Source organism: Sphingomonas qomolangmaensis (assembly GCF_024496245.1).
Classification (GTDB): domain Bacteria; phylum Pseudomonadota; class Alphaproteobacteria; order Sphingomonadales; family Sphingomonadaceae; genus Sphingomonas; species Sphingomonas qomolangmaensis.
Map to the genome: position 1 here is coordinate 910,255 of NZ_CP101740.1, position 20,299 is coordinate 930,553.

The 20,299-nt window shown below is 66.3% G+C and carries 18 protein-coding genes; 6 read left to right on the forward strand and 12 right to left on the reverse strand.

What is annotated here, in order from left to right:
* Nucleotide 1 precedes the first annotated feature (1 nt).
* The 4 genes from NMP03_RS04385 to dusB all read right to left on the reverse strand — a co-directional run bounded on the left by NMP03_RS04385 (nt 2) and on the right by dusB (nt 5,823).
* Nucleotides 2-2,239: a sensor histidine kinase NtrY-like gene (locus NMP03_RS04385; RefSeq protein ID WP_256507310.1), complete on the reverse strand. Its 2,238-nt coding sequence runs from the start codon at nt 2,237-2,239 to the stop codon at nt 2-4.
* A gap of 79 nt (nt 2,240-2,318) precedes the next feature.
* Nucleotides 2,319-3,755 (reverse strand): nitrogen regulation protein NR(I), encoded by a 1,437-nt coding sequence (gene ntrC / locus NMP03_RS04390; RefSeq protein ID WP_256507311.1) that lies wholly within the window; start codon nt 3,753-3,755, stop codon nt 2,319-2,321.
* Nucleotides 3,752-4,810, reverse strand: a complete 1,059-nt coding sequence (locus NMP03_RS04395) for a two-component system sensor histidine kinase NtrB (protein ID WP_256508005.1) — start codon at nt 4,808-4,810, stop codon at nt 3,752-3,754. Before NMP03_RS04395 ends, ntrC begins: the two co-directional genes overlap by 4 nt.
* The gene (gene dusB / locus NMP03_RS04400) at nt 4,810-5,823 is read right to left on the reverse strand and encodes a tRNA dihydrouridine synthase DusB (protein ID WP_256507312.1); all 1,014 of its coding nucleotides are present in this window, start codon (nt 5,821-5,823) and stop codon (nt 4,810-4,812) included. The genes NMP03_RS04395 and dusB overlap by 1 nt, the downstream gene beginning before the upstream one ends.
* Before the next feature lie 89 nt (nt 5,824-5,912).
* Between dusB and NMP03_RS04405 the strand changes: the two genes are divergently transcribed.
* From NMP03_RS04405 to NMP03_RS04415, 3 genes are read left to right on the forward strand one after another with little or no spacing between them, the layout of a single operon-like run.
* Nucleotides 5,913-7,067 carry a bifunctional 2-C-methyl-D-erythritol 4-phosphate cytidylyltransferase/2-C-methyl-D-erythritol 2,4-cyclodiphosphate synthase gene (locus tag NMP03_RS04405; protein WP_256507313.1) on the forward strand — a complete coding sequence of 385 codons (1,155 nt, stop codon included), beginning with the start codon at nt 5,913-5,915 and terminating at the stop codon, nt 7,065-7,067.
* Nucleotides 7,067-7,600, forward strand: coding sequence for a hypothetical protein (locus NMP03_RS04410; protein WP_256507314.1), 534 nt, complete (start codon nt 7,067-7,069; stop codon nt 7,598-7,600). The genes NMP03_RS04405 and NMP03_RS04410 overlap by 1 nt, the downstream gene beginning before the upstream one ends.
* Nucleotides 7,597-8,121, forward strand: coding sequence for a CinA family protein (locus NMP03_RS04415; protein WP_256507315.1), 525 nt, complete (start codon nt 7,597-7,599; stop codon nt 8,119-8,121). Before NMP03_RS04410 ends, NMP03_RS04415 begins: the two co-directional genes overlap by 4 nt.
* Here NMP03_RS04415 and NMP03_RS04420 read toward each other — a convergent pair.
* Nucleotides 8,067-8,543 carry a type II toxin-antitoxin system RatA family toxin gene (locus NMP03_RS04420; RefSeq protein ID WP_256507316.1) on the reverse strand — a complete coding sequence of 159 codons (477 nt, stop codon included), beginning with the start codon at nt 8,541-8,543 and terminating at the stop codon, nt 8,067-8,069. The two genes, NMP03_RS04415 and NMP03_RS04420, sit on opposite strands and share 55 nt — an antisense overlap.
* On the reverse strand, nt 8,543-9,481 hold the full coding sequence (gene lipA / locus NMP03_RS04425; RefSeq protein ID WP_256507317.1) for a lipoyl synthase: 939 nt from the start codon (nt 9,479-9,481) through the stop codon (nt 8,543-8,545). Before lipA ends, NMP03_RS04420 begins: the two co-directional genes overlap by 1 nt.
* 122 nt (nt 9,482-9,603) lie before the next feature.
* On the opposite strand from lipA, the gene NMP03_RS04430 reads away from it, so the two are divergent.
* A complete protein-coding gene (locus tag NMP03_RS04430) occupies nt 9,604-10,299 on the forward strand; it encodes a carbonic anhydrase (protein ID WP_256507318.1) in 696 nt (231 codons plus the stop codon).
* Here NMP03_RS04430 and NMP03_RS04435 read toward each other — a convergent pair.
* Entirely contained in the window at nt 10,296-11,123 is an 828-nt protein-coding gene (locus NMP03_RS04435) for a polyphosphate kinase 2 family protein (RefSeq protein ID WP_406698418.1), read from the reverse strand. The two genes, NMP03_RS04430 and NMP03_RS04435, sit on opposite strands and share 4 nt — an antisense overlap.
* 54 nt (nt 11,124-11,177) lie before the next feature.
* Nucleotides 11,178-12,971 carry an aspartate--tRNA ligase gene (aspS, locus tag NMP03_RS04440; RefSeq protein WP_256507320.1) on the reverse strand — a complete coding sequence of 598 codons (1,794 nt, stop codon included), beginning with the start codon at nt 12,969-12,971 and terminating at the stop codon, nt 11,178-11,180.
* Between the two features lie 174 nt (nt 12,972-13,145).
* On the opposite strand from aspS, the gene rnd reads away from it, so the two are divergent.
* Both rnd and NMP03_RS04450 read left to right on the forward strand, forming a co-directional pair.
* Entirely contained in the window at nt 13,146-14,321 is a 1,176-nt protein-coding gene (gene rnd / locus NMP03_RS04445; protein ID WP_256507321.1) for a ribonuclease D, read from the forward strand.
* Entirely contained in the window at nt 14,318-14,611 is a 294-nt protein-coding gene (locus NMP03_RS04450) for an I78 family peptidase inhibitor (RefSeq protein ID WP_256507322.1), read from the forward strand. Before rnd ends, NMP03_RS04450 begins: the two co-directional genes overlap by 4 nt.
* Here NMP03_RS04450 and NMP03_RS04455 read toward each other — a convergent pair.
* The 4 genes from NMP03_RS04455 to NMP03_RS04470 are packed head-to-tail and all read right to left on the reverse strand — an operon-like array spanning nt 14,589 to nt 20,252.
* Nucleotides 14,589-16,115, reverse strand: a complete 1,527-nt coding sequence (locus tag NMP03_RS04455; protein ID WP_256507323.1) for a Ppx/GppA family phosphatase — start codon at nt 16,113-16,115, stop codon at nt 14,589-14,591. The two genes, NMP03_RS04450 and NMP03_RS04455, sit on opposite strands and share 23 nt — an antisense overlap.
* Complete coding sequence (locus tag NMP03_RS04460) at nt 16,112-18,316, reverse strand: RNA degradosome polyphosphate kinase (protein ID WP_256507324.1); 2,205 nt, start codon at nt 18,314-18,316, stop codon at nt 16,112-16,114. The genes NMP03_RS04455 and NMP03_RS04460 overlap by 4 nt, the downstream gene beginning before the upstream one ends.
* Complete coding sequence (locus NMP03_RS04465) at nt 18,313-18,978, reverse strand: HdaA/DnaA family protein (RefSeq protein ID WP_256507325.1); 666 nt, start codon at nt 18,976-18,978, stop codon at nt 18,313-18,315. The genes NMP03_RS04460 and NMP03_RS04465 overlap by 4 nt, the downstream gene beginning before the upstream one ends.
* Entirely contained in the window at nt 18,975-20,252 is a 1,278-nt protein-coding gene (locus NMP03_RS04470) for a heavy-metal-associated domain-containing protein (RefSeq protein WP_256507326.1), read from the reverse strand. Before NMP03_RS04470 ends, NMP03_RS04465 begins: the two co-directional genes overlap by 4 nt.
* Between the last annotated feature and the right edge of the window lie 47 nt (nt 20,253-20,299).

Here is a 20,299-nt window from a genome sequence, read left to right on the forward strand (position 1 = left end):
TTCAGGTCCGATTTCGGGTAAGCATGATCGGCAGGTCGTCGTCTTCGTCGTCGCTGGCGCCGTCGCTGGTGAGCTTGGCGAGCAGCTGGGCATCGAAGCTCATCGTCACGCGGGTGCCGCCCGCGGCGCGATCGGAGAATTCCATCGTGCCGAAATGCTCCTCGACGATCTTCTTGACGATCGCGAGGCCGAGCCCGGTGCCGCGGTTGCGGGTCGACATATAGGGCTCGACGATCCGGTCGCGCTCGACCGGCAGCCCGACGCCATTGTCGGTCAGCTCGATCACCGCGCGGCCATCGGCCTCGACGCGGAGCGACAGAGCGATCTCGCCCGCGGGCAGGTCGTCGCCGGTGCGCGCCTCGATCGCCTCAACCGCGTTCTTGATGACGTTGGTCAGCGCCTGGCCGAGCTGGCGGCGATCGCACACCAGCGCCTCGGGCGCATCATCTTGGTCGAGCTCGAAGCCGATCTCGGGATGCGCGACCTCGTGCAGGAACAGCGCCTGGCGAGCGATATCGACCAAAGATTCGCGCTCGAACACCGGCTTGGGCATCCGCGCGAACGACGAGAATTCATCTACCATCCGGCGCAGATCGCCGACTTGGCGGACGATCGTCTCGGTCAGCCGCGCAAAAGTGCCGTCCTCGGGGTCGATCTGCTTGCCATAGCGGCGCTGGAGCCGCTCGGCGGCGAGCTGGATCGGGGTGAGCGGGTTCTTGATCTCGTGCGCGATCCGGCGCGCGACGTCGGACCAAGCCGCACGGCGCTGGTCGAGCAATTGCTGGGTGATGTCGTCGAAGGTGAGAATCAGGCCCATATCGTCGTCGCGCGCGATCTTGACCGCGAGCGTCTTGGCCTCACCGCCGGCGTTGAGCTGCACCACCGCCTCGCGCTGGTCGCTGTCGAGCAATGCCGCGAGTTCGGGCGCGACGTCGCCGAGCGGGCGTCCCACCGGGCTGTCGCTCGCCTTCAATAATGCGATCGCCGAGCTGTTGATCAGCCGGACGGTGCGATCGGCGCCGATCGACATCACGCCGGCACTCACCCCCGACATCACCGCTTCGATCAACGCGCGCCGGCTCTCGATCTGCGCGTTGGCGTTGACCAGCGCGTTGGTCTGCTGCTGCAGCCGCTCGGTCATCTGGTTGAACGCGCTGGCGAGCGTGCCGACCTCGTCCTGCGATTTGGGCTGCGCCACGCGCACATCGAGATCGCCGCTCGCGACCCTCCGCGCGGCACCCACCAGCTCGCCGACCGGGCGCACCAATCGATCGGCGACCGCGAGCGCGACGAACACCGCCGCCGCGACGATCACCAGCGAGATGCCGAGCAGCGCCAGGTTGAACAACAGCTGCAATTCACGCGACCGGGCCTGCAGCGCGCGATAGTCGGCCACCACCGATTCGGCGCGCTGTTTGCGCAGCATCAATTCGCGTGCGCCGACCACGCGGCTCGAGGCGATCAGATATTCGGTATTGGGCACCGGGGCGAGCGACTGGATCCGCTCGCCATTGACGCTGACGACGCTCGGCTTGCCCGCGCGGATCGCCCTGACATCGGCGATCTTGATCTGGCCCGCCAGGCCGTTCTCATACGGATCGAGCAGCGCGAAGGTGAGGATCTCGTCCTTGGGGGTAACCTTGAAGACGATCGATTCGGCGAGGCTGCGCTGGAGCACGCTCTGGCCGTAAATCTCGACGAACTCGGGGGTATCGAAGCCATAGCCCTGCGACAGCAGGTTATAGACGTCGGTCCCGACCGCGATATTCTCCTTGTCGACCCATTGGGTCATCTCGGTATAGGATTCGTTGGCGAGCGTCGCGGCGCGCTCGATCATGTCGCGCGCGCGGTCCGAATAGAAGAATTCGACGCCATATTGGAACAACAGCGACGCGACAATCGTCACCAGGATCAGCGGCACGCTGGCCAGGACCGAAAAGAGCGCGACCAATCGGACGTGGAGCTGGCCCCCGCCGCCGATCGGCGAACGCGCGGCGCGCGCCTTGGCGATGCGGCGGCCGAGCAGCACGAGCAGCCCTACCCCCGGCAGCATGTTGGCGATCAGCAGCAGCGCCACCACCGGCGGCGACAAGGGCCGCGCGCTCGCGGTACTGCCGGTGATGATGAAATAAGTGGCGATGCCGATCGCGATGGCGCCCGCAAGGACGGCCCATTCGATTACCGGCGTTACCGCGCGGCGCTGGTCGCTCGGCGCGGCATGATATCCGGGGTCGATCATTGCCTCCATCGTTGCAACGGTACAACGAGAGCGTTGCCTAGAAAACACATATTCTGCCGCTTCGCCGATCGGGTGGCCGCTACTCGGTCACCGTCCGCCGCGCGGTATCGATCTCGAGCGTGTCGAGCCGCTTGCGCAGCGTGTTGCGATTGATCCCCAGCACGCGTGCCGCGCGCAGCTGGTTGTTGCCGCACCGCGCCAGTACCGCCTCGATCAATGGGCGTTCGACCTCAGCGACGATCCGGTCGTACAGCGTGCCGTCCTCGAACGCGCGCGGCTCGTCGCGCGCCATGCGCTCGAGCCGTGCGTGGATCGCGGCGGCAAGGTCGGGATCGGGTTCGGCATTGGTCGGCGGTTCCTTGCCGAGGTTCGATCGGATCTCGTCGGCGCCGATTGTTTCGTCGCGGCCCAGCGCCGCCACCCGCCGCATGAGATTCTCGAGCTCGCGGACATTGCCCGGCCAGTCATAGGCTTCGAGCGCCAGCAATGCACCACGATCGATCCCCTTGCGCGGCAGGCCATTCTCGGCGGCGCGATCGAGGAAGTGGCGCGCAAGCAGCCCGATATCCTGCCGCCGTTCGCGCAGCGAGGGCAGTGCGACGGGCACCACGTTGAGCCGGTAGAACAGATCCTCGCGAAACTGCCCCTGCCCCACCTGCAGCTGCAGATCCTTGTTGGTCGCGGCGACGATGCGGACATCGGCGCGGATCGTCCGCGCGCCGCCGACGGTGGTGAACTCGCCCGATTGCAGCACGCGCAGCAGCCTTGTCTGCGCCTCCATCGGCATGTCGCCGATCTCGTCGAGGAACAGCGTGCCGCCTGCGGCCTGTTCGAACTTGCCCGCGACGCGCGCCGCTGCCCCGGTGAAGGCGCCGCGCTCGTGCCCGAACAGCTCGGCCTCGATCAGCTCGCGCGGGATCGCCGCCATGTTGAGCGCGATGAACGGCGCGTGCCGGCGCGGGCCAAGATCGTGGATCGCGCGCGCCACCAGCTCCTTGCCGGTGCCCGATTCGCCCGAGATAAGCACCGTCAGGTCGTTCGCCACCACCCGCGCAATGACGCGATACAATTCCTGCATCGGCGGCGAACGCCCGATCAGCGGCACCCCGGGGTCTTCGCCATCGATTGCGTCGATCGGTCGCCCGACGCGCCGCGCCAACGCGCTCCGGACGGTGTCGGCAAGCACGTCGAGGTCGAATGGCTTGGGCAGGTAATCGAACGCCCCCGCCTCGGTCGCGCGCACCGCGGTGGTCAGCGTGTTCTGCGCCGACAGCACGATCACCGGCAGCCGCGGATGCTCGGCAGTGAGCGTCGCGGCGAAATCGAGGCCGTTGCCGTCGGGCAGAATGACGTCGGTGACGACCACGTCGGGAAGCCCGCTTGCGAGTTCACTGCGCAACAGCGCCAGCGTGCCGACGGTGACGACGCGATGGCCTGCGCGCCGCAGCGCCTGCGCGATCACCGTGCGGATCGCGGCGTCGTCGTCGCACACCAGGATGCTGCCGACCGGATTCATTCGGGCGCCCGTGGCAACAGCAACCGCAACACCGTCCATTCGGGCTCCCCTTCGCGCGCATAGCCGACGATCCCGCCCATATCGCGCACCAGCTTCTCGACCAGCGGCAGTCCAAGCCCCTGCCCCTCGGGCTTGCCCGATACGAAGGGTTCGAACAGGTGCGCGGCGATGTCGGTGGGGGCGCCGGGGCCATTGTCGAGCACGCAGATCTCGATCGGCAGCGGCTGGCGCGGGCGACCGGGGCCTGCGCTCGCCGACATGCCGTGGCGATAGGCGGTGGCGATCACGATCCGCGCATCGTCCTGCCCCGCCACCGCCTCGGCAGCGTTCTTGAGCAGGTTGAGCATCACCTGGAGGAAACGATCGCCGTCGAGCATCACCGGCGGCAGCGAGGGATCGAAGCGTTCCTCGATTACCAGGGCGCGCGCAAAGCCTGCGCTGGCGACGCGGCGGGCATGCGCCAGCAACGGATAGATATTCGCGGATTCGAGCGCGGGGGTGCGGGTGTCGGTGAAATCCTGCATCCGATCGATCAACGCGGCGATCCGATCGACCTCGGTGGTGATGAGTTCGGTCAGTTCGCCGTCACCGCCGCCCGATCCGAGTAGCTGCGCCGCGCCGCGTATCCCCGACAGCGGGTTCTTGATCTCGTGCGCGAGCATCGCCGCGGCGCCGACTGCCGCCCGCGCGCCCGCCCCGCGATCTCCCGCGCTGTGCCGCCGCGCTACCGCCAGATCGTGCAGCGTCACGATCCGCCAGCCTGGATGATCGCCGAGCATCGCCTCGATCAGGTCGACGCGGATCCGGTGCCCGCGCTGCGTCGTGAGGTCGGTGTCAAACAGCGCGAGCCCGCGATCGCGCCGCGCGGCATATTCCTCGGGCACGTCGAGGATCTGGTGAAACCCCAGCCCGCGCATCGATCGCTCGGACTGGTTGAGCAGTTGCTCGCACGCGCCATTGGCGAACACCACGCCGTCACCGGCATCGAGCACCAGCACCGCTACCGGCAGCGCGGCGAACAGATCGGCAAATGCAGGCGAACCCGCCCCCGCCATCACGCCGCGGCGCGCGATCGCCAGGGGGCGTAGAATTCGGCGAGCATCGCCTGCACGGTACGCGGGTCGGCGATCTGATTGACGCGATTACGGAACTCGGCCGAACCGTGCAGCCCGCGGGTGTACCAACCGATATGCTTGCGCGCCATATTCACACCGGTTTCGATGCCGTAATGGCTCAGCATCGCGTCATAATGCTCGGCGATCATGTCATATTGGTCGCTGATCGACGGATCGGGCACTTCGCGGCCGGTGGCGAACCACTGCATCACCTGCCCCAGCAGCCACGGCCGGCCATAGGCACCGCGGCCGATCATCAGCCCGTCGGCGCCCGATTGTTCGAGCGCGGCTTCGGCATCGGCGATCGAGCAGATGTCGCCATTGGCGATCACCGGCAGCGACACCGCGTCCTTCACCCGGCGGATGAAGCCCCAATCGGCCGAGCCCTTGTACATCTGGTTGCGCGTGCGGCCATGGACGGTAATCAGCTTGACCCCCAGATCCTCGGCGATCCGCGCGAGCTCTGGCGCGTTGAGGCTGTCATGGCACCAGCCCATCCGCATCTTGAGCGTCACCGGCACCTTCACCGCCTTCACCGTGGCATCGATGATCGCGGCGGCGTTGGGCAGGTCGCGCATCAGTGCCGAGCCGGCGTCGCCGTTGACGATCTTCTTGACCGGGCAGCCCATGTTGATGTCGATGATCGCCGCGCCGCGATCCTCGTTGAGCTTCGCCGCCTCGGCCATCTCGTACGGGGTGCAACCCGCGAGCTGCATCGAGATCGGCTCTTCGACCGCATCCCAATCAGCCTTCTGCAGCGACTGGCGCGTCTCGCGGATCATCGCCTGGCTGGCGATCATCTCGGTAACGTTGAGCCCCGATCCGAAGCGGCGGACCAGCGTGCGGAACGGTCGGTCGGTGACACCGGTCATCGGCGCCAGCAGCACCGGGCTGTCGATCCGCACCGGTCCGATCTCGATCGGCCGGAAATTATGGAGATTGGGTGTCTGCATGATGTGCCTAAAAATCGGGCAAGCCGTACAGCGCAGGCCCGCTAATGGCAAGACTGGCGGCGGTCTCCGGCTTGCGCTAGGCGGCAGCGATGGCCAACCACCGCACCGCCGCGCTGATCGTCGCCGCCGGCCAGGGCATTCGGGCGGGCAGCGAACGCCCGAAACAATTCGCCATGCTCGCAGGCAAGCCGATGCTGGTACATTCCTATACGGCGCTGCGTGATCATCCCGCGATCGAAACAGTGCTGGTAGCGATCGGCGATGGCCAGCAAGCGGATCTGCACGCGGCGCTGGGTGATGTCCGCTTCGTCCTTGGCGGCGCCACTCGGCGCGATTCGGTGCGCAACGGCATCGATGCGCTGATCGCCCAGGGCTTCGACCAGGTGCTGGTGCACGACGCCGCGCGCCCGTTCCTGCCGAGCCGCGTGATCGACGCATTGGTCGCGGCGCTCGGCGACTATCCAGGCGCGGTGCCTGCACTGCCGATCGCCGACACGCTCGCGCGCGCCGGCGCCCTGCTCGGCGACACGGTATCGCGCGACGGATTGTGGCGGATCCAGACCCCCCAGGCATTTCGCCTGCCCGAACTGATGGCGGCGCACCGCGCCTGGCCTGCCGATGCCGAAGCGACCGACGACGCGCAGATGCTGCGCGCGATCGGTCATGGCGTCTGCATCGTCGAAGGAGATCGCATGCTCGAAAAGATTACCCACCCCGCCGATTTCGCCGCCGCCGAGGCGGCGCATGGCACGGCGCTGATTAGCCGATCGGCCAGCGGCTACGACGTCCACCGGCTCGAAGCAGGCGAGGAACTGTGGCTCGGCGGCGTACTGATCCCGCACGACAAGGGATTGTCGGGGCATAGCGATGCCGATGTCGGGCTCCACGCGATCACCGACGCGCTGCTGGGGACGATCGCGGCGGGCGATATCGGGATGCATTTTCCGCCGAGCGATCCGCAGTGGAAGGGTGCCGATTCGGCACAGTTCCTCCAGCACGCTGCTGGCCTCGTTTCGGCACAGGGGGGGATCATCGATTTCGTCGACCTGACCCTGATCTGCGAGGCGCCCAAGATCGGCCCGCATCGCGATGGGATCCGCGCGCGGATCGGCGAGCTCTTGCACCTGCCCGTGACGTGCGTCAGCGTGAAGGCAACCACCACCGAGCGCCTGGGCTTCACCGGGCGGGGTGAAGGCATCGCCGCGATGGCGACCGCAACCGTTCGCCTACCAGGAGTAACCTGATGCGTCTCATGCATTTTTTCGCGGCGGTTGCAGCTATTGCGCTCCCCGGTGCCACGGTTGCGCAGACCGCGCGGCAATGCGTGCCCCAGCGCGAGGCCGAAGCATTGTTCCTCTACATGGCGCCCGAGGTGATCCGCCAGACCGGACAGACTTGCGCGGCCAATCTGCCCGCCAACGCACTGCTGCGCCGTCAGTCGGGGCCATTCCTCGCCAAGTTCCAGACCGAGTCGGCGGGTGCCTGGCCGTTGGCGCGGAGTGCCATCGCGCGCATCGCCGGCGCCGATGTCCGTCAGATCCTCGATTCGCAATTCGCGCAACCGGTGGTCGCCGCGATGGTGGCACCGCTGCTGATCCAGCAAATCCGCGCGCAGGACTGCGGCAGCATCGAGCGTGTCGTCGCGCTGGTCGAACCCCTACCCGCGCGCAACGCGGCATCGCTGGTCACCACTATCCTGCAGCTCGCGGGCGACAATGGCGCCGAAGCGCGCCGCCGCCTGCCGATCACCATCTGCCCCGCCGGAGCGACCCGATGACCCATCGCGACACCTTGCTGCCACAGGAGCTGATCGACAGCGCGACCCGCGTGATCGAGGCCAATCGCGCGATCGGTCGCCGCATCGCGCTCGCCGAAAGCTGCACCGGTGGACTGGTCGCCGCGGCGCTGACCGAGGTGCCGGGATCGTCCGACGTGTTCGATGCGAGCTTCGTCACCTATTCGAACGAGGCCAAGAAGATGATGCTGGGGGTGAGCGGCGACGTACTCGACACCTTCGGCGCGGTATCGGTCGCGGTCGCGTGGCAGATGGCGCAATCGGCGATCCAGCGATCGAGCGCCGACATCGCCGTCGCAATCACCGGGGTCGCTGGTCCCGGCGGCGGAACCGAGAAGAAGCCCGTCGGTCGGGTCGTGTTCGCGGTCGCCGAGCGCAGCGACGAGCCGCGCGAGGTCATGGCCGATTCGCGTGATTTCCCCGATACCGGGCGCGGCGGCGTGCGGCTTCAGGCGGCGCTTTGCGCGCTCGAACTGTTGATGCCTGCGCCGGTCGAGCCGTAAAGCACCGCCGCGCGATCCTCGAACGCGCCGATCATCTTGCGCAACGCGCGATCGAACACCTGCCCCGCGAGCATTTCGAACATCCGGTTCTTGAACTGGAAATCGACGCAGAAATCGACCAGGCAACCGCCCTTGCCGTCCTCGCGGAACTTCCAGTCGTTGTTCAGATACTTCATCGGTCCGTCGAGATAGGCGACGTGGATATGATCGGGGCGTTCGAGCTGCACCTTCGAAGTGAAGGTTTCGCGCAGCCCCTTGAAGCCAACGATCATGTCGGCGACGAGCTCGCTGGCGTTGCTCGATCGCACCCGAATCGCGCTGACCCAGGGCAGGAATTCGGGATAGCGGCCGACATCGGCCACCATGTCGAACATCTGCTCGGGGGTGTAGGGCAGATGGCGGGTTTCGGTATGCTTGGGCATCAGGCGCGCACGCGCCCCAACTTTGCCTCGCGCGCCGCACGCAGCCGCGCGAAATCCTCGCCGGCATGGTAGCTGGAGCGGGTAAGCGGTGACGAGGCGACCAGCAGGAACCCCTTGGCGCGTGCGATCGCGGCATAGGCATCGAACGCCTGCGGGGTCACGAAATCCTCGACCTTGGCGTGGCGCGGGGTCGGCTGGAGATATTGGCCCATCGTCAGAAAATCGACATCGGCCGAGCGCATGTCGTCCATCACCTGGTGGACTTCGAGCCGCTGCTCGCCCAGCCCCATCATCACCCCCGATTTGGTGAAGATCGTCGGGTCGTGGCGCTTGACGCTTTCGAGCAACCGCAGCGAGGCATAATAGCGCGCGCCCGGGCGGATCGTCGGGTACAGCCGCGGCACCGTTTCCAGATTGTGGTTATAGACGTCGGGCCGCGCGGTGACGATCGCCTCGACCGCCGCCTGCGCCTTGTTGCGGAAATCGGGGGTCAGGATTTCGATCGTCGTATCGGGGGTGGTCCGTCGCAGCGCCTCGATCACCTTCACGAACTGCGACGCGCCGCCATCGGGCAGATCGTCGCGATCGACCGAGGTGATGACGATATGCTGCAGCCCCAGTTCGGCGGCGGCGTCGGCGGTGTGCTGCGGCTCGAGCGGATCGACCATCCGCGGCATGCCGGTCTTGACGTTGCAGAAGGCGCAGGCGCGGGTGCACACGTCCCCCAGGATCATCACCGTCGCGTGTTTCTTGGTCCAGCACTCGCCGATATTGGGGCAAGCCGCTTCCTCGCAAACCGTCGCCAAGTTCAGGCGGCGCATCAGCGCCTTGGTCTCGGCAAAGCCGGTCGAGGTCGGCGCTTTCACCCGGATCCAGTCGGGCTTGCGCGCACGAGGCGGGCTAATTGCGGGGTTTGCGAGCGCGATACCGTCGTTCATGATGGCCAGATAGCCACCAACGGGCTGCAAAACAATGCCGGGAACCGCCGCGTATCCCGTCCATTTGTTAGGTAGGGCTAACTTCGAGTAAGTCCCGCTCAACCCATTTCGAGAGGAGAACGATGACCTATTTCGCGAACCTGGTAGAAGGCTATCACCGCTTCCGCACGTCCGACCTGCGCCGCCAGCGCGACCGTTGGCTCGAGCTGCGCGAAGGGCAAAGCCCTAAGGTGATGGTGATCGCCTGCTCGGACAGCCGCGTCGAACCCGCGCAGATATTCGATACGCTGCCCGGCGAGATCTTCGTGGTACGCAACGTCGCTGCGCTCGTGCCGCCATTCGAAACCCGCGCGGGCTTTCATGGGGTGTCGGCAGCGCTCGAATTCGCGGTGACCAAACTGAAGGTCGAAGAGATCGTCGTGATGGGCCACGGCGCCTGCGGCGGCTGCGCCGCGGCGCTCAGCGGCGCGTTTCGTGATGCCGAACCCGGCGAAGGCGGCTTCATTGCAAGCTGGGTGACGATCCTCGACGAGGCACGTGCGACGGTGAAGTCGCGTTGCGGCGAGAACGATGATGCCGGGCGCGAGATGGAATATGAGGCGGTCCGCACCTCGCTGACCAATCTCAAGAGCTTCCCGTTCGTCCAAAAGGCGATCGACGACGGATCGCTCACGCTGCACGGCTCTTATTTCTCACTCGAGGACGGACAGCTTCGAGTGATGGGAGACGATGGCCAGTTCGAGTTCCAGCAGCCCGAGCAAGTCGAGGAAAGCCCTCTCCCCCCGATCGACATCGAACCGGTGAAACTCGCCGACTAAGGTTTCGCCAACGCCGCCCGCGCCATGCCCTCGAAATCGGGGTCGAGCGTGGGCGGCGTCATCGGCACCCTTGCCTCGAGCGCGTCGGCGATCGCGATCAGTGCGGCGATCCTCGCCGCCTTGCGGTTGTTGCCGTCGATGATCTGCCACGGTGCCAGCTCGGTCGAGGTGCGCGCGAGCATCTCGTCGATCGCCACCAGATAATCGCCGCGCCGCGCGCGGTTGCGATAATCCTCGGCGCCGGTTTTCCACTGCTTCCACGGATCGTCGAGCCGCTCGGCAAATTCGCGGTCCTGCGTTTCCTGCGTGATATGGACGAACAGCTTGACGATCGTGGTGCCGATCGCCGCCTGCTGCGCCTCGAACGCGTTGATCTCGCCATAGCCGCGCTGCCATTCGGGTTCGCTGGCATAGCCCTCGACGCGCTCGACCAGCACGCGGCCATACCAGCTGCGATCGGCGATATAGATATGGCCGTGCGCGGGCAGGTGCTGCCAGAAGCGCCAGAGGAAATGGCGCGCCTTTTCGGCAGCCGAGGGCGCGGCGATCGGCACCACTTCGAAGAAGCGCGGATCCCAGTTCGACGTCAGCCGCTTGATGATGCCGCCCTTGCCCGCGGCATCCCAGCCTTCGAGCACGATGATCGCCGCGCGCTTGTGGACGATATGCGCGACCTGAAGCTGCCATAGCCGCTCCTGCACCGCGTTCAGCGCATCGGTATAGTCGCCCTTGAACTTCTTGCCGCGCTCGTGGTCGGCTAGGTTCAAATCGCCCTTGCGCTTGGGTGGCGATTCATCGTGTGTGGTTTTCGACTGTTTGGCCATGCCGCGCAGCATGCCCACCCCCGCCCCCTCCCGCAAGCGGGAGGGGGGATGCGATCACGGCTTGGGCGCTGGCTCGACCACGCGGATGTTGAGTTCGCGCAGCTGCTTGGGCGACACCGCCGACGGCGCGCTCATCATCAAATCTTCGGCGCGCTGGTTCATCGGGAACAGCACCACCTCGCGGATGTTAGGCTCGCCTGCCAGCAGCATTACCATCCGGTCGATCCCCGGCGCCGAGCCGCCATGCGGCGGTGCGCCGCATTTGAAGGCGTTGATCATCCCTGCGAAATCGCGATCGACATCTTCCTGCGAATAGCCGGCGATCTCGAACGCCTTGTACATGATCTCGGGCTTGTGGTTCCGGATCGCACCCGACGACAGCTCAACGCCGTTGCAGACGATGTCATACTGGTACGCCAGGATGTCGAGCGGGTCCTTGCCCTCGAGCGCGGCCATCTCGCCCTGCGGCATGCTGAAGGGGTTGTGGCTGAAATCGACCTTCTTGGCGTCTTCGTCATATTCGAACATCGGGAAGTCGACGATCCAGCAGAATTCGAAGCGGTTCTGGTCGATCAGCTCGAGCTCCTCACCGATCCGGGTGCGCGCCGCGCCTGCGAGCTTGGCCGCCTGCAATTCCTTGCCGGCAGCGAAGACGATGCCGTCGTCGGGGCCGAGGCCGAGCGCCTCGACGAGCTTGCGCGTCGCTTCCTCGCCATGATTCTTGGCGATCGGACCGCCAAACTCGCCGCCCTTCTGGGTGATGTAGCCAAGCCCCGCATGGCCTTCGCTGCGCGCCCAGTCGTTGAGGTCGTCGAAGAATTTGCGGCTCTTGCCCGCGGTGTTCGGCGCAGGGATCGCGCGCACGACGCCGCCGCCTTCGACGATCCGGTCGAACAGTCCGAAGCCGCTCCCGCGGAAATGATCGGTCACGTCGGTGATGACGATAGGGTTGCGAAGATCGGGCTTGTCGCTGCCATATTTCAGCATCGATTCGCGGTAGGGAATGCGCGCGAACGGGAGCGGCGAAACCTGGCGGCCCCTGCCCTGCCAGTCGGCGAACTCCTCGAACACGCCGTGGAGCACCGGCTCGATCGCCTGGAACACGTCTTCCTGCGTGACGAAGCTCATCTCGAAGTCGAGCTGGTAGAACTCGCCTGGGCTGCGGTCGGCGCGCGCGTCCTCGTCGCGAAAGCACGGCGCGATCTGGAAATAGCGGTCGAAGCCGGCGACCATGAGCAGCTGCTTGAACATCTGCGGCGCCTGCGGCAGCGCATAGAACTTGCCCGGATGGACGCGGCTCGGCACCAGATAGTCGCGCGCTCCCTCAGGGGAAGACGCGGTCAGGATCGGGGTCTGGAACTCGGTGAAGCCCTGGCCGATCATCCGGTTGCGCAGCGAAGCGATCACGTTCGAGCGCAGCATGATGTTGGCGTGGATCCGCTCGCGGCGCAGATCGAGGAAGCGATAGCGAAGGCGGATATCCTCGGGATAATCAGCTTCGGCCGATACCGGCAGCGGCAGGTCGTGCGCCATGCTCTGCACCGTCGCATCGACCGCCCGCACTTCGATCGCGCCGGTCGGCAGATTGGGGTTCACCGCCTCGGGCGAGCGCGCGACGACCTTGCCGGTGATCGTCACCACCGATTCGCTGCGCAGCGATTCGATCACCGCGAAGGCTGGGCCGTCGACTTCGGTGACGATCTGGGTGATGCCATAATGGTCGCGCAGATCGACGAACACCAGGTCGCCATGGTCGCGCTTCTTGTGAACCCAACCCGATACGCGAACTTCCTGTCCGACATCTTCGGCGCGAAGGGCACCGCAACGGTGCGTGCGATAGGCGTGCATGGCTGTTCTTCCGTTTTTCGTCACCCCGGCAAAGCCTGGGGTCTCGCGCCGCGAGCACGACGCCGGTGGCACGAGACCCCAGCTTTCGCCCGGGTGACGGATAATTCCGTGGTGGCCGCGCTTTCCCTTCCACCCCCACTTTGTCAACCCGGCAGACCTCGCTATGGGGGCCCGATGCACATTCATGGTCTTATCGACGACAACGCCGCCATCGCCAATCTCTGCCATCGCCTGGCGCAGTCGCCCTATGTGGTGGTCGATACCGAGTTCATGCGCGAAAACAGCTATTGGCCCGAGCTCTGCCTGATCCAGATCGCCGACGCGAACGAAGCCGCGGCGATCGATCCGATGCAGCCCGGGATCGACATGAAGCCGCTGCTCGACCTGCTGACCGAGAATCAGGACGTGCTGAAGGTCTTCCACGCCGGCGGGCAGGATATCGAGATCGTCTACAACCTCACCGGCAAGACCCCGCACCCGCTGTTCGACACCCAGGTCGCGGCGATGGCGCTGGGGCAAGGCGAGCAGATCGGCTATTCGAACCTGGTCGACAGCTATCTGGGGATCACCGTCGACAAGGGCGCGCGCTTCACCGACTGGTCGCGCCGCCCGCTCGACGCGCGTCAGATCGACTATGCGATCGCCGACGTGACGCACCTTGCCGAAATCTTCCCTAAGATGCTCGAAAAGCTTCGCAAGACCGGCCGCGGACTCTGGCTCGACGAGGAGATGGAGCGTCTCGCCGATCCGTCGAACTACTTCAACGACCCCGAAGACGTCTGGCGCCGGGTGCGGATCGCCAGCCGCAAGCCCGAAGTGCTCGGCCGGCTCAAGGCACTTGCGAAATGGCGCGAGATCGAGGCGCAGGCAAAGGATCTGCCGCGCGGACGGATCGTCAAGGACGAGACGATCGCCGATCTGGCGGGCAATCCGCCGCGCAAGCAAAGCGACCTTTCGCGCGTCCGCGGGCTTTCGACGACCTGGGGCGGCAACGACATCGGCGCGCGGCTGATGGCGGCGATCGAGTCGGCGGTGCCGATGCCTGCCGACGAAATGCCCGGACGCGATGATCGCAAGAACGGCATGGGCAAGGACGGCGCGCTGGTCGCCGACCTGCTAAAGCTGCTGCTCAAGATTCGCTCGCGCGACATCAACGTCGCCTCGAAGCTGCTCGCGCGGAGCGACGATCTAGAGGCCTTGGCGGGCGGCCAGCGCGAAGGGCTCTCGATCCTCGAGGGTTGGCGGTTCGAACAATTCGGCCGCGACGCGTTGGCGCTGGTCGAGGGGCATCTTGCGTTCGCGGTGAAAGGCGGCAAGTTGAAGATGACTCGGGCGGAGGATGCCGAATGACCCGTATGCTTACCTTCTTGCTGGTGCTCGGCTGCGTCGGTTGCGCGCCGGTCCAGCCAACCGCGGTTGCGCCTGTGGCGCCTGGCACCGAATGCAACGTCAGCAAGATGATCGACTTGATCGGCGAGCGCGCGACACCCGCTGTCGTTGAACGGGCGCAAAAACGGTCGGGCGCGAATACCGTTCGCCGCTACGAAACCGGGTCGATGCTGACCCAGGACTTTCGCAGCGACCGGCTGAACGTCGAAGTGGGCGAACTCGGCCGGATCATGAAGCTGAGCTGCGGTTGACCGACACGCTCCTGATGCACGCCGCGGTCAAATCGAATACCGCTGCGAGCGCCTTGTGGCGGCGCTCGACCGCTTCGCCGTAAAGGTCGCCAGCGCCGTCTTCGAGCCGTAGTTCGAGCGCGGTTGCGGTCTGCACCAGCGCGCTCGAATGCAGCGGCGATGCGACGCCGCCGCTCAGCCGTTGGCCCAGACGCATCGCCAGACCCCAGCGCATCGCAGTTTCGAGCGAGTCGGGATCGGCCAAGCGTACCAATGGATCGGGCGATTCGGTGCCGCCGCCGAAACAGGTGAACAACGCCTGCGCCAGCAGCGCGCGGCCATGCGCATCGATCGCTACCCAATTGCCGTGCAGCGCGACCTCGAGCCCGCGCTCGGCGCGGAAATCGGGATTGGCGAGCCAGGCGACGTCGGCGAGCAAACACGCGGCGTGGCGCAACCGCGCGAGCGCTTCGTCCTCGTCGCCGAACAAGGGCGCGATCCAGCGATCGAGCAGGTCGCCATGTTCGGGGAAGCGGCCCAGCCGTTGCCCCTCGGCACGCGTGGCGGCGATCAGCGGGTCTTGCGCCTGGGTTTCGGCATCGAGGCCTTGGAACAGCAGCCCCTCGCGTAGCCCATAGGCCGAGGCGACGGCTTCGGTGGTCCCCAGATGCCGCATCAGCGAGCTCAGCACCGACGCCGCATCGCGCATCGTCGGGATTCGCCCGCTCGACAAATTGGGGATCGCGCGCAGTTTCCCCTTGGAAAGGTGGCCGAGCGTCCGGATGATCCGCGCGATCGTGTCGGCGCTCATCGTATATCCGTGGATCACCGGCAGCGGATAGCCGGTGCGATACATGTCGAGCCGCGCCAGCGCACGCCACGATCCGCCGACGAGATACAGTGGCAGGTCCACCCCCTTCCCCGCCCAACCAGCATCGCGCAGCCGCTGCGCGATGTTGCGATCGAGCACACCCTTGCCCTGATCGCGCAGCGCACCGATACGCAGCACTCCGAGCGGGAACGACACGCGTTCATGGATTGTGCCGCCGCGGACGCGCACCAGCTCGAGGCTGCCGCCACCCAAATCGCCGACGATGCCGTCGGCATCGGGGATCGCCGAAAGGACCCCATGTCCCGCCGCCATCGCCTCTTCCTCGCCAGACAGGATCTCGACGTTTAGCCCCGATCGCTCGGCCATCGCGATCAGTTCGCCGCCGTTGCTCGCGTCGCGCACCGCTGCGGTGGCGACGGTGCGGACTTCGGTCACGTCCATCTCGCGCGCCAGCATCGCGAAGCGCGCGAGCGCCGGGCGGGCGACCGCCAGCCCCTCATCCGAGATTCGCCCGGTCTCGGCAAGCCCGCGCCCGAGCCCCGCCATCACCTTTTCGTTGAACAAGGTCGCTGGCAGCCGCGGCGGCCCTTCATAGACGACCAGGCGGATCGAGTTCGATCCGATGTCGATGATCGCGGTGCGCTTGCGCTCGGTGCGCGCCTCGGCGTGCGGCTTGCGGAAGAAGAGGCTCACGCCGCCCCGCCGTCACCGGCGGGGGTCCGCCGGCGCCGCAGCGACAATTTGGGCACCGCCTCACGCGCCGACAACGCGGCGCCGCGGCCCGACAGCGATGGGTTGGTCATGAAGTAGCGATGCAGGTTGAACGGCCGCGTGCCGGGTTCGTCGCGCTCATATTGGCCATCGGGCTGCAGCTCCCAGCTTTGTTCGGTGTCGAGCAGATTGGCGACCATCACCTGGTCGAGAATCTGGTCGTGGACGGTCGGATTGAGGATCGGCAGCATATATTCGACTCGCCGATCGAGGTTGCGCGGCATCCAGTCGGCCGAGGAAATATACAGCCGCGCGCCGTCATTAGGCAGCGCCTTGCCGTTGCCGAATGCCCAGATGCGGCTGTGCTCGAGGAAGCGCCCGACCACCGACTTCACCCGAATATGGTCGGACATGCCGACGACGCCGGGGCGTAGGCAGCAAATGCCGCGGATGATCAGGTCGATCTCGACCCCTGCCCCGCTCGCTTCGTACAATTTCTCGATCACCGCCGGGTCGACGAGCGAGTTCATCTTCGCCCAGATCGCGCCGGGCTTGCCCGACCGCGCATTGGATATCTCGCGATCGATCAGCTCGATCAGCGAATTGCGCAGGTCGCGCGGGCTGATGCTCAGTTGTTCGAGCCCGACGGGTTCGACATAGCCGGTGATGTAGTTGAAGATTTTCGCAGCATCGCGCCCCAGCCGCGGATCGGCGGTGAAGAAGCTGAGGTCGGTATAGATCTTGGCGGTGACCGGGTGATAATTGCCCGTGCCGAAATGGCAGTAGGTGCGGAATTCATTGCCCTCGCGCCGGACCACCATCGACACCTTGGCGTGGGTCTTCCAGTCGATGAAGCCATAGACCACCTGGACCCCTGCGCGTTCGAGCGCCGAGGCCCAGAGCAAGTTCTGCTCCTCGTCGAACCGCGCCTTGAGCTCGACAACGGCGGTTACCGACTTGCCCGCCTCGGCCGCCGCGATCAGCGCGTTGACCACCGCCGATTGCTTGCCGGCGCGGTAGAGCGTCTGCTTGATCGCGACGACGTCGGGATCGCCCGCCGCCTGCTTGAGGAACGCGAGCACCACGTCGAAGGATTCGTACGGGTGATGGACGACGATGTCCTTCGCCTTGATCGCGGCGAAGCAATCCCCGCCATATTCGCGGATCCGCTCGGGGAAGCGCGGCGAGAAGGGCGGGAATTTGAGATCGGGGCGATCTTCCTCGACCAGCGCGGCAAGATCGCCGATCCCGAGGAATCCACCGGTTTCGGTGAGCAAGGCGTCGCTGCCGCCCAGTTCTTCCTTCAATACCGCTTCGAGCTCGGGGCTGATGCCGGTTTCCATCTCGAGCCGGATCACCCGCCCGCGCCGCCGCCGCTTGATCGCGGTGCGGAAGTACAGGACCAGATCCTCGGCTTCTTCCTCGAGCTCGATATCGCTGTCGCGCAGCACGCGGAACGACGCCGCCGCCTTGATGTCGTAACCGGGGAACAGGAGTGGCGCGAACCGCTTGAGCATCGCATCGACGGTGACGTACCGCGCGGGTTCGGTCGGAAGGCGGATGAAGCGCGGCAGCGTCGATGCCAGCAGCACTAGTTCGCGGATCGCCTGCCCATCGGACTTGCGCACCAGGTCGAAGATGACGCTCGACCCCTTGTTGGGGATGAACGGGAAGGGATGCGCTGGATCGAGCGCCTGCGGGGTGAGAATCGGGAAGATCTGTTCGCGGAAATGCCGTTCGAGCCACTCGCCCGATTCGCCGCCGATCGTGTCGGGCTCGAGCACCTCGATCCCGGCGCTTGTCAGGTCGCCGCGGATATCGTCCCACACCGATTGCTGCGCGTCCGCCAGGTTGCTCGCATCGGCGACGATCGCGCTCAATTGCTGGCTGGGAGTCAGCCCGTCGACCGAGCGGAGCTCGACCTCCTGCAATTGCTGGCCCTTCAGCCCCGCGACGCGGACCATGAAGAATTCGTCGAGGTTCGATCCCGAGATCGACAGGAAGCGCAGCCGTTCGAGCAGCGGGTGGGCGCGGTTGCGCGCTTCCTCCATCACCCGGCGGTTGAACGCCAGCCACGACAGTTCGCGGTTGAAATAGCGGCTGCCGGTGCGCGCGACGAAGGGATCATCGTCGGTGATGTCGACGCCGGGCGTTTCGAAATTGGGGCGTACCGGCCGGGTCATGCTTCCTCGCGCGGTGTGGCGACCGGGCGATCGCCCAGGTCCAGTTCGCCGCGCATGTGGACCAGCAGCCCTGCGGCTTGCAAGGCCGATCGGGCCAAGGGCAGCGATATCCGCCGCGTATCGCGCGCCATCGCCTCGTTATCGAGCGCATCGACGATCCGCGTCAGCGCCAGATAGGTGCGCTCGACCCGCTTGAGCATCCACGCGATCGCTTCCTCGCGGACGTCGAGTTCGTGCCGGTCGAATTGCTGACGCAGGATCGCCGCGAACAGCCCGTCATCGGGTTCGTCGATCCGCAATACCGGGGTGGCGGCAAGGCGCGAGCGCAGGTCGGGAAGCCGCACGCTCCATTCGGGGGGCGCGAAATCGGCAACGAGCAGCAGCGGCTTGTGATCGGCCTGCGCCAGGTTCCAGGCGTGGAAGATCGCGGTTTCAGACGCGCGCTCGGCGTCGTCGATCATCTGCCCGCCCGCGCGCTTCGTGAACAGCCGCGCCAACAAGCTGCGGCCCGACTTGCGCGGACCGACCAGCAACGCCGCCATAACCGGCCAGGTGCCCCAATGTTCGAGATGGTGGACGACGCGGGCATTGGCGTCGCCGACGATGAACTCGTCCTTGCGCGCTCCCTCGGGTCGTTGGAGCGGCAGGCGAAGCTGGGTCATTCGTCCTCCGCCGCCTCCGCCGGGACCGGGGGTGTCGCGGGCGCGGGCGCGGGCGCTGGGGCCGCTGCCGGCGCGCGCCGGATCCGCAAGGTGGTACCGCTTTGGTCGACTTCCCACCCGCGCGCAGCGAGCGCCGCCGCCAGCCCCTCGGCGCTGCCGTCATAATTGACGCGCATCACCGATACCCCGCCGAGCGCCAGGCTGCCCGTGATCGCCGACTGCACGCCGGGAATGCCGCGCAGCGCCGCCTCCGAAGATGCGACCGCCGCCGCCGACGGCGTATCGAACTGGATGCTGAACGTCGTCGCGGTAGCGGTGGGCGTTTCGAACAGCCCCTCGAGATCGACCGGCGCGATCGTTTCGGTGGGCGCTACGACCGCGTTGGGGTCGGGCGGGCTGATTCGCAGCAAGGCGTCGGGCTGCAGCATACCGCTGCGGAGCCCGGCCTGATAGGCCTCGTCCATCCGCTTCACGCCGGCGTCGAGCAAGGCGGGCAAGCCGTCACCGTTCTCGACGCGCAAGGTGAAGCGCGTGAGCTCGCGATTGTCGGGGCCATAGCCCGCGCGGAACGCGCCGATCACTGGCCCGCCGGGCCATTGGCGATACAGCCGCACTTCGGGGAACAGCACATCGTCGGCGCCATATTGATCGAGAATCGTCCGCCACCAGCCGCGGCCCGGTCGTTCCTGCTGCCCCGCATTGAGCAGCAGCGAATCGGGGCCACTGCCCGCCGGGCGGATGTAATCGACCGAGCTGTTGCCGGTACGGAAGCGGGCCCACGCGGCCTGCCACGGCGTCGCGGCTTCGAAGGTCGTGCCGACCCCGCCCGACCATTGGATCGGCATCACCAGCATCGGCGGCGAGCGCACCAGGCTGTTCGACACGCCCAGGATCTGCGCGGCGCGCGCGCGATTGAACAGGATGCCGAGCTTGGCGATGTAGCGCTTGGGGCCGATCTGTTCGCTTTCGACGATGATTCCGGTCACCAGCGAATCGAGCGCCGAATCGGATAGCGATCCGTTGCGCCCGGTCAGTCGCTGCGACAGCTGCGCCCAGCCCTTGCGCTGCGCCAGCCGCCAGCCGCCCAGCCGTGCCGCCTCGGCATTGCCGGCAACAACGTCGACCGGGACCCCCGACACTTCGAAGCTGCCCGAACTGTCGATCGGCGCCGCGCCGCGGCTGCCCTCGATCTGGGCAAGCGCGAACCCGCCCGCCCCCATCAGGGCAAGGCCCGCACCGAGGCGGAGAGCGAGGGAAATCGATGGCTTGCGCATATCGGCGCCCTTTTGGCGAAGCGGACGTGGAAATCCAAGGGCGATAT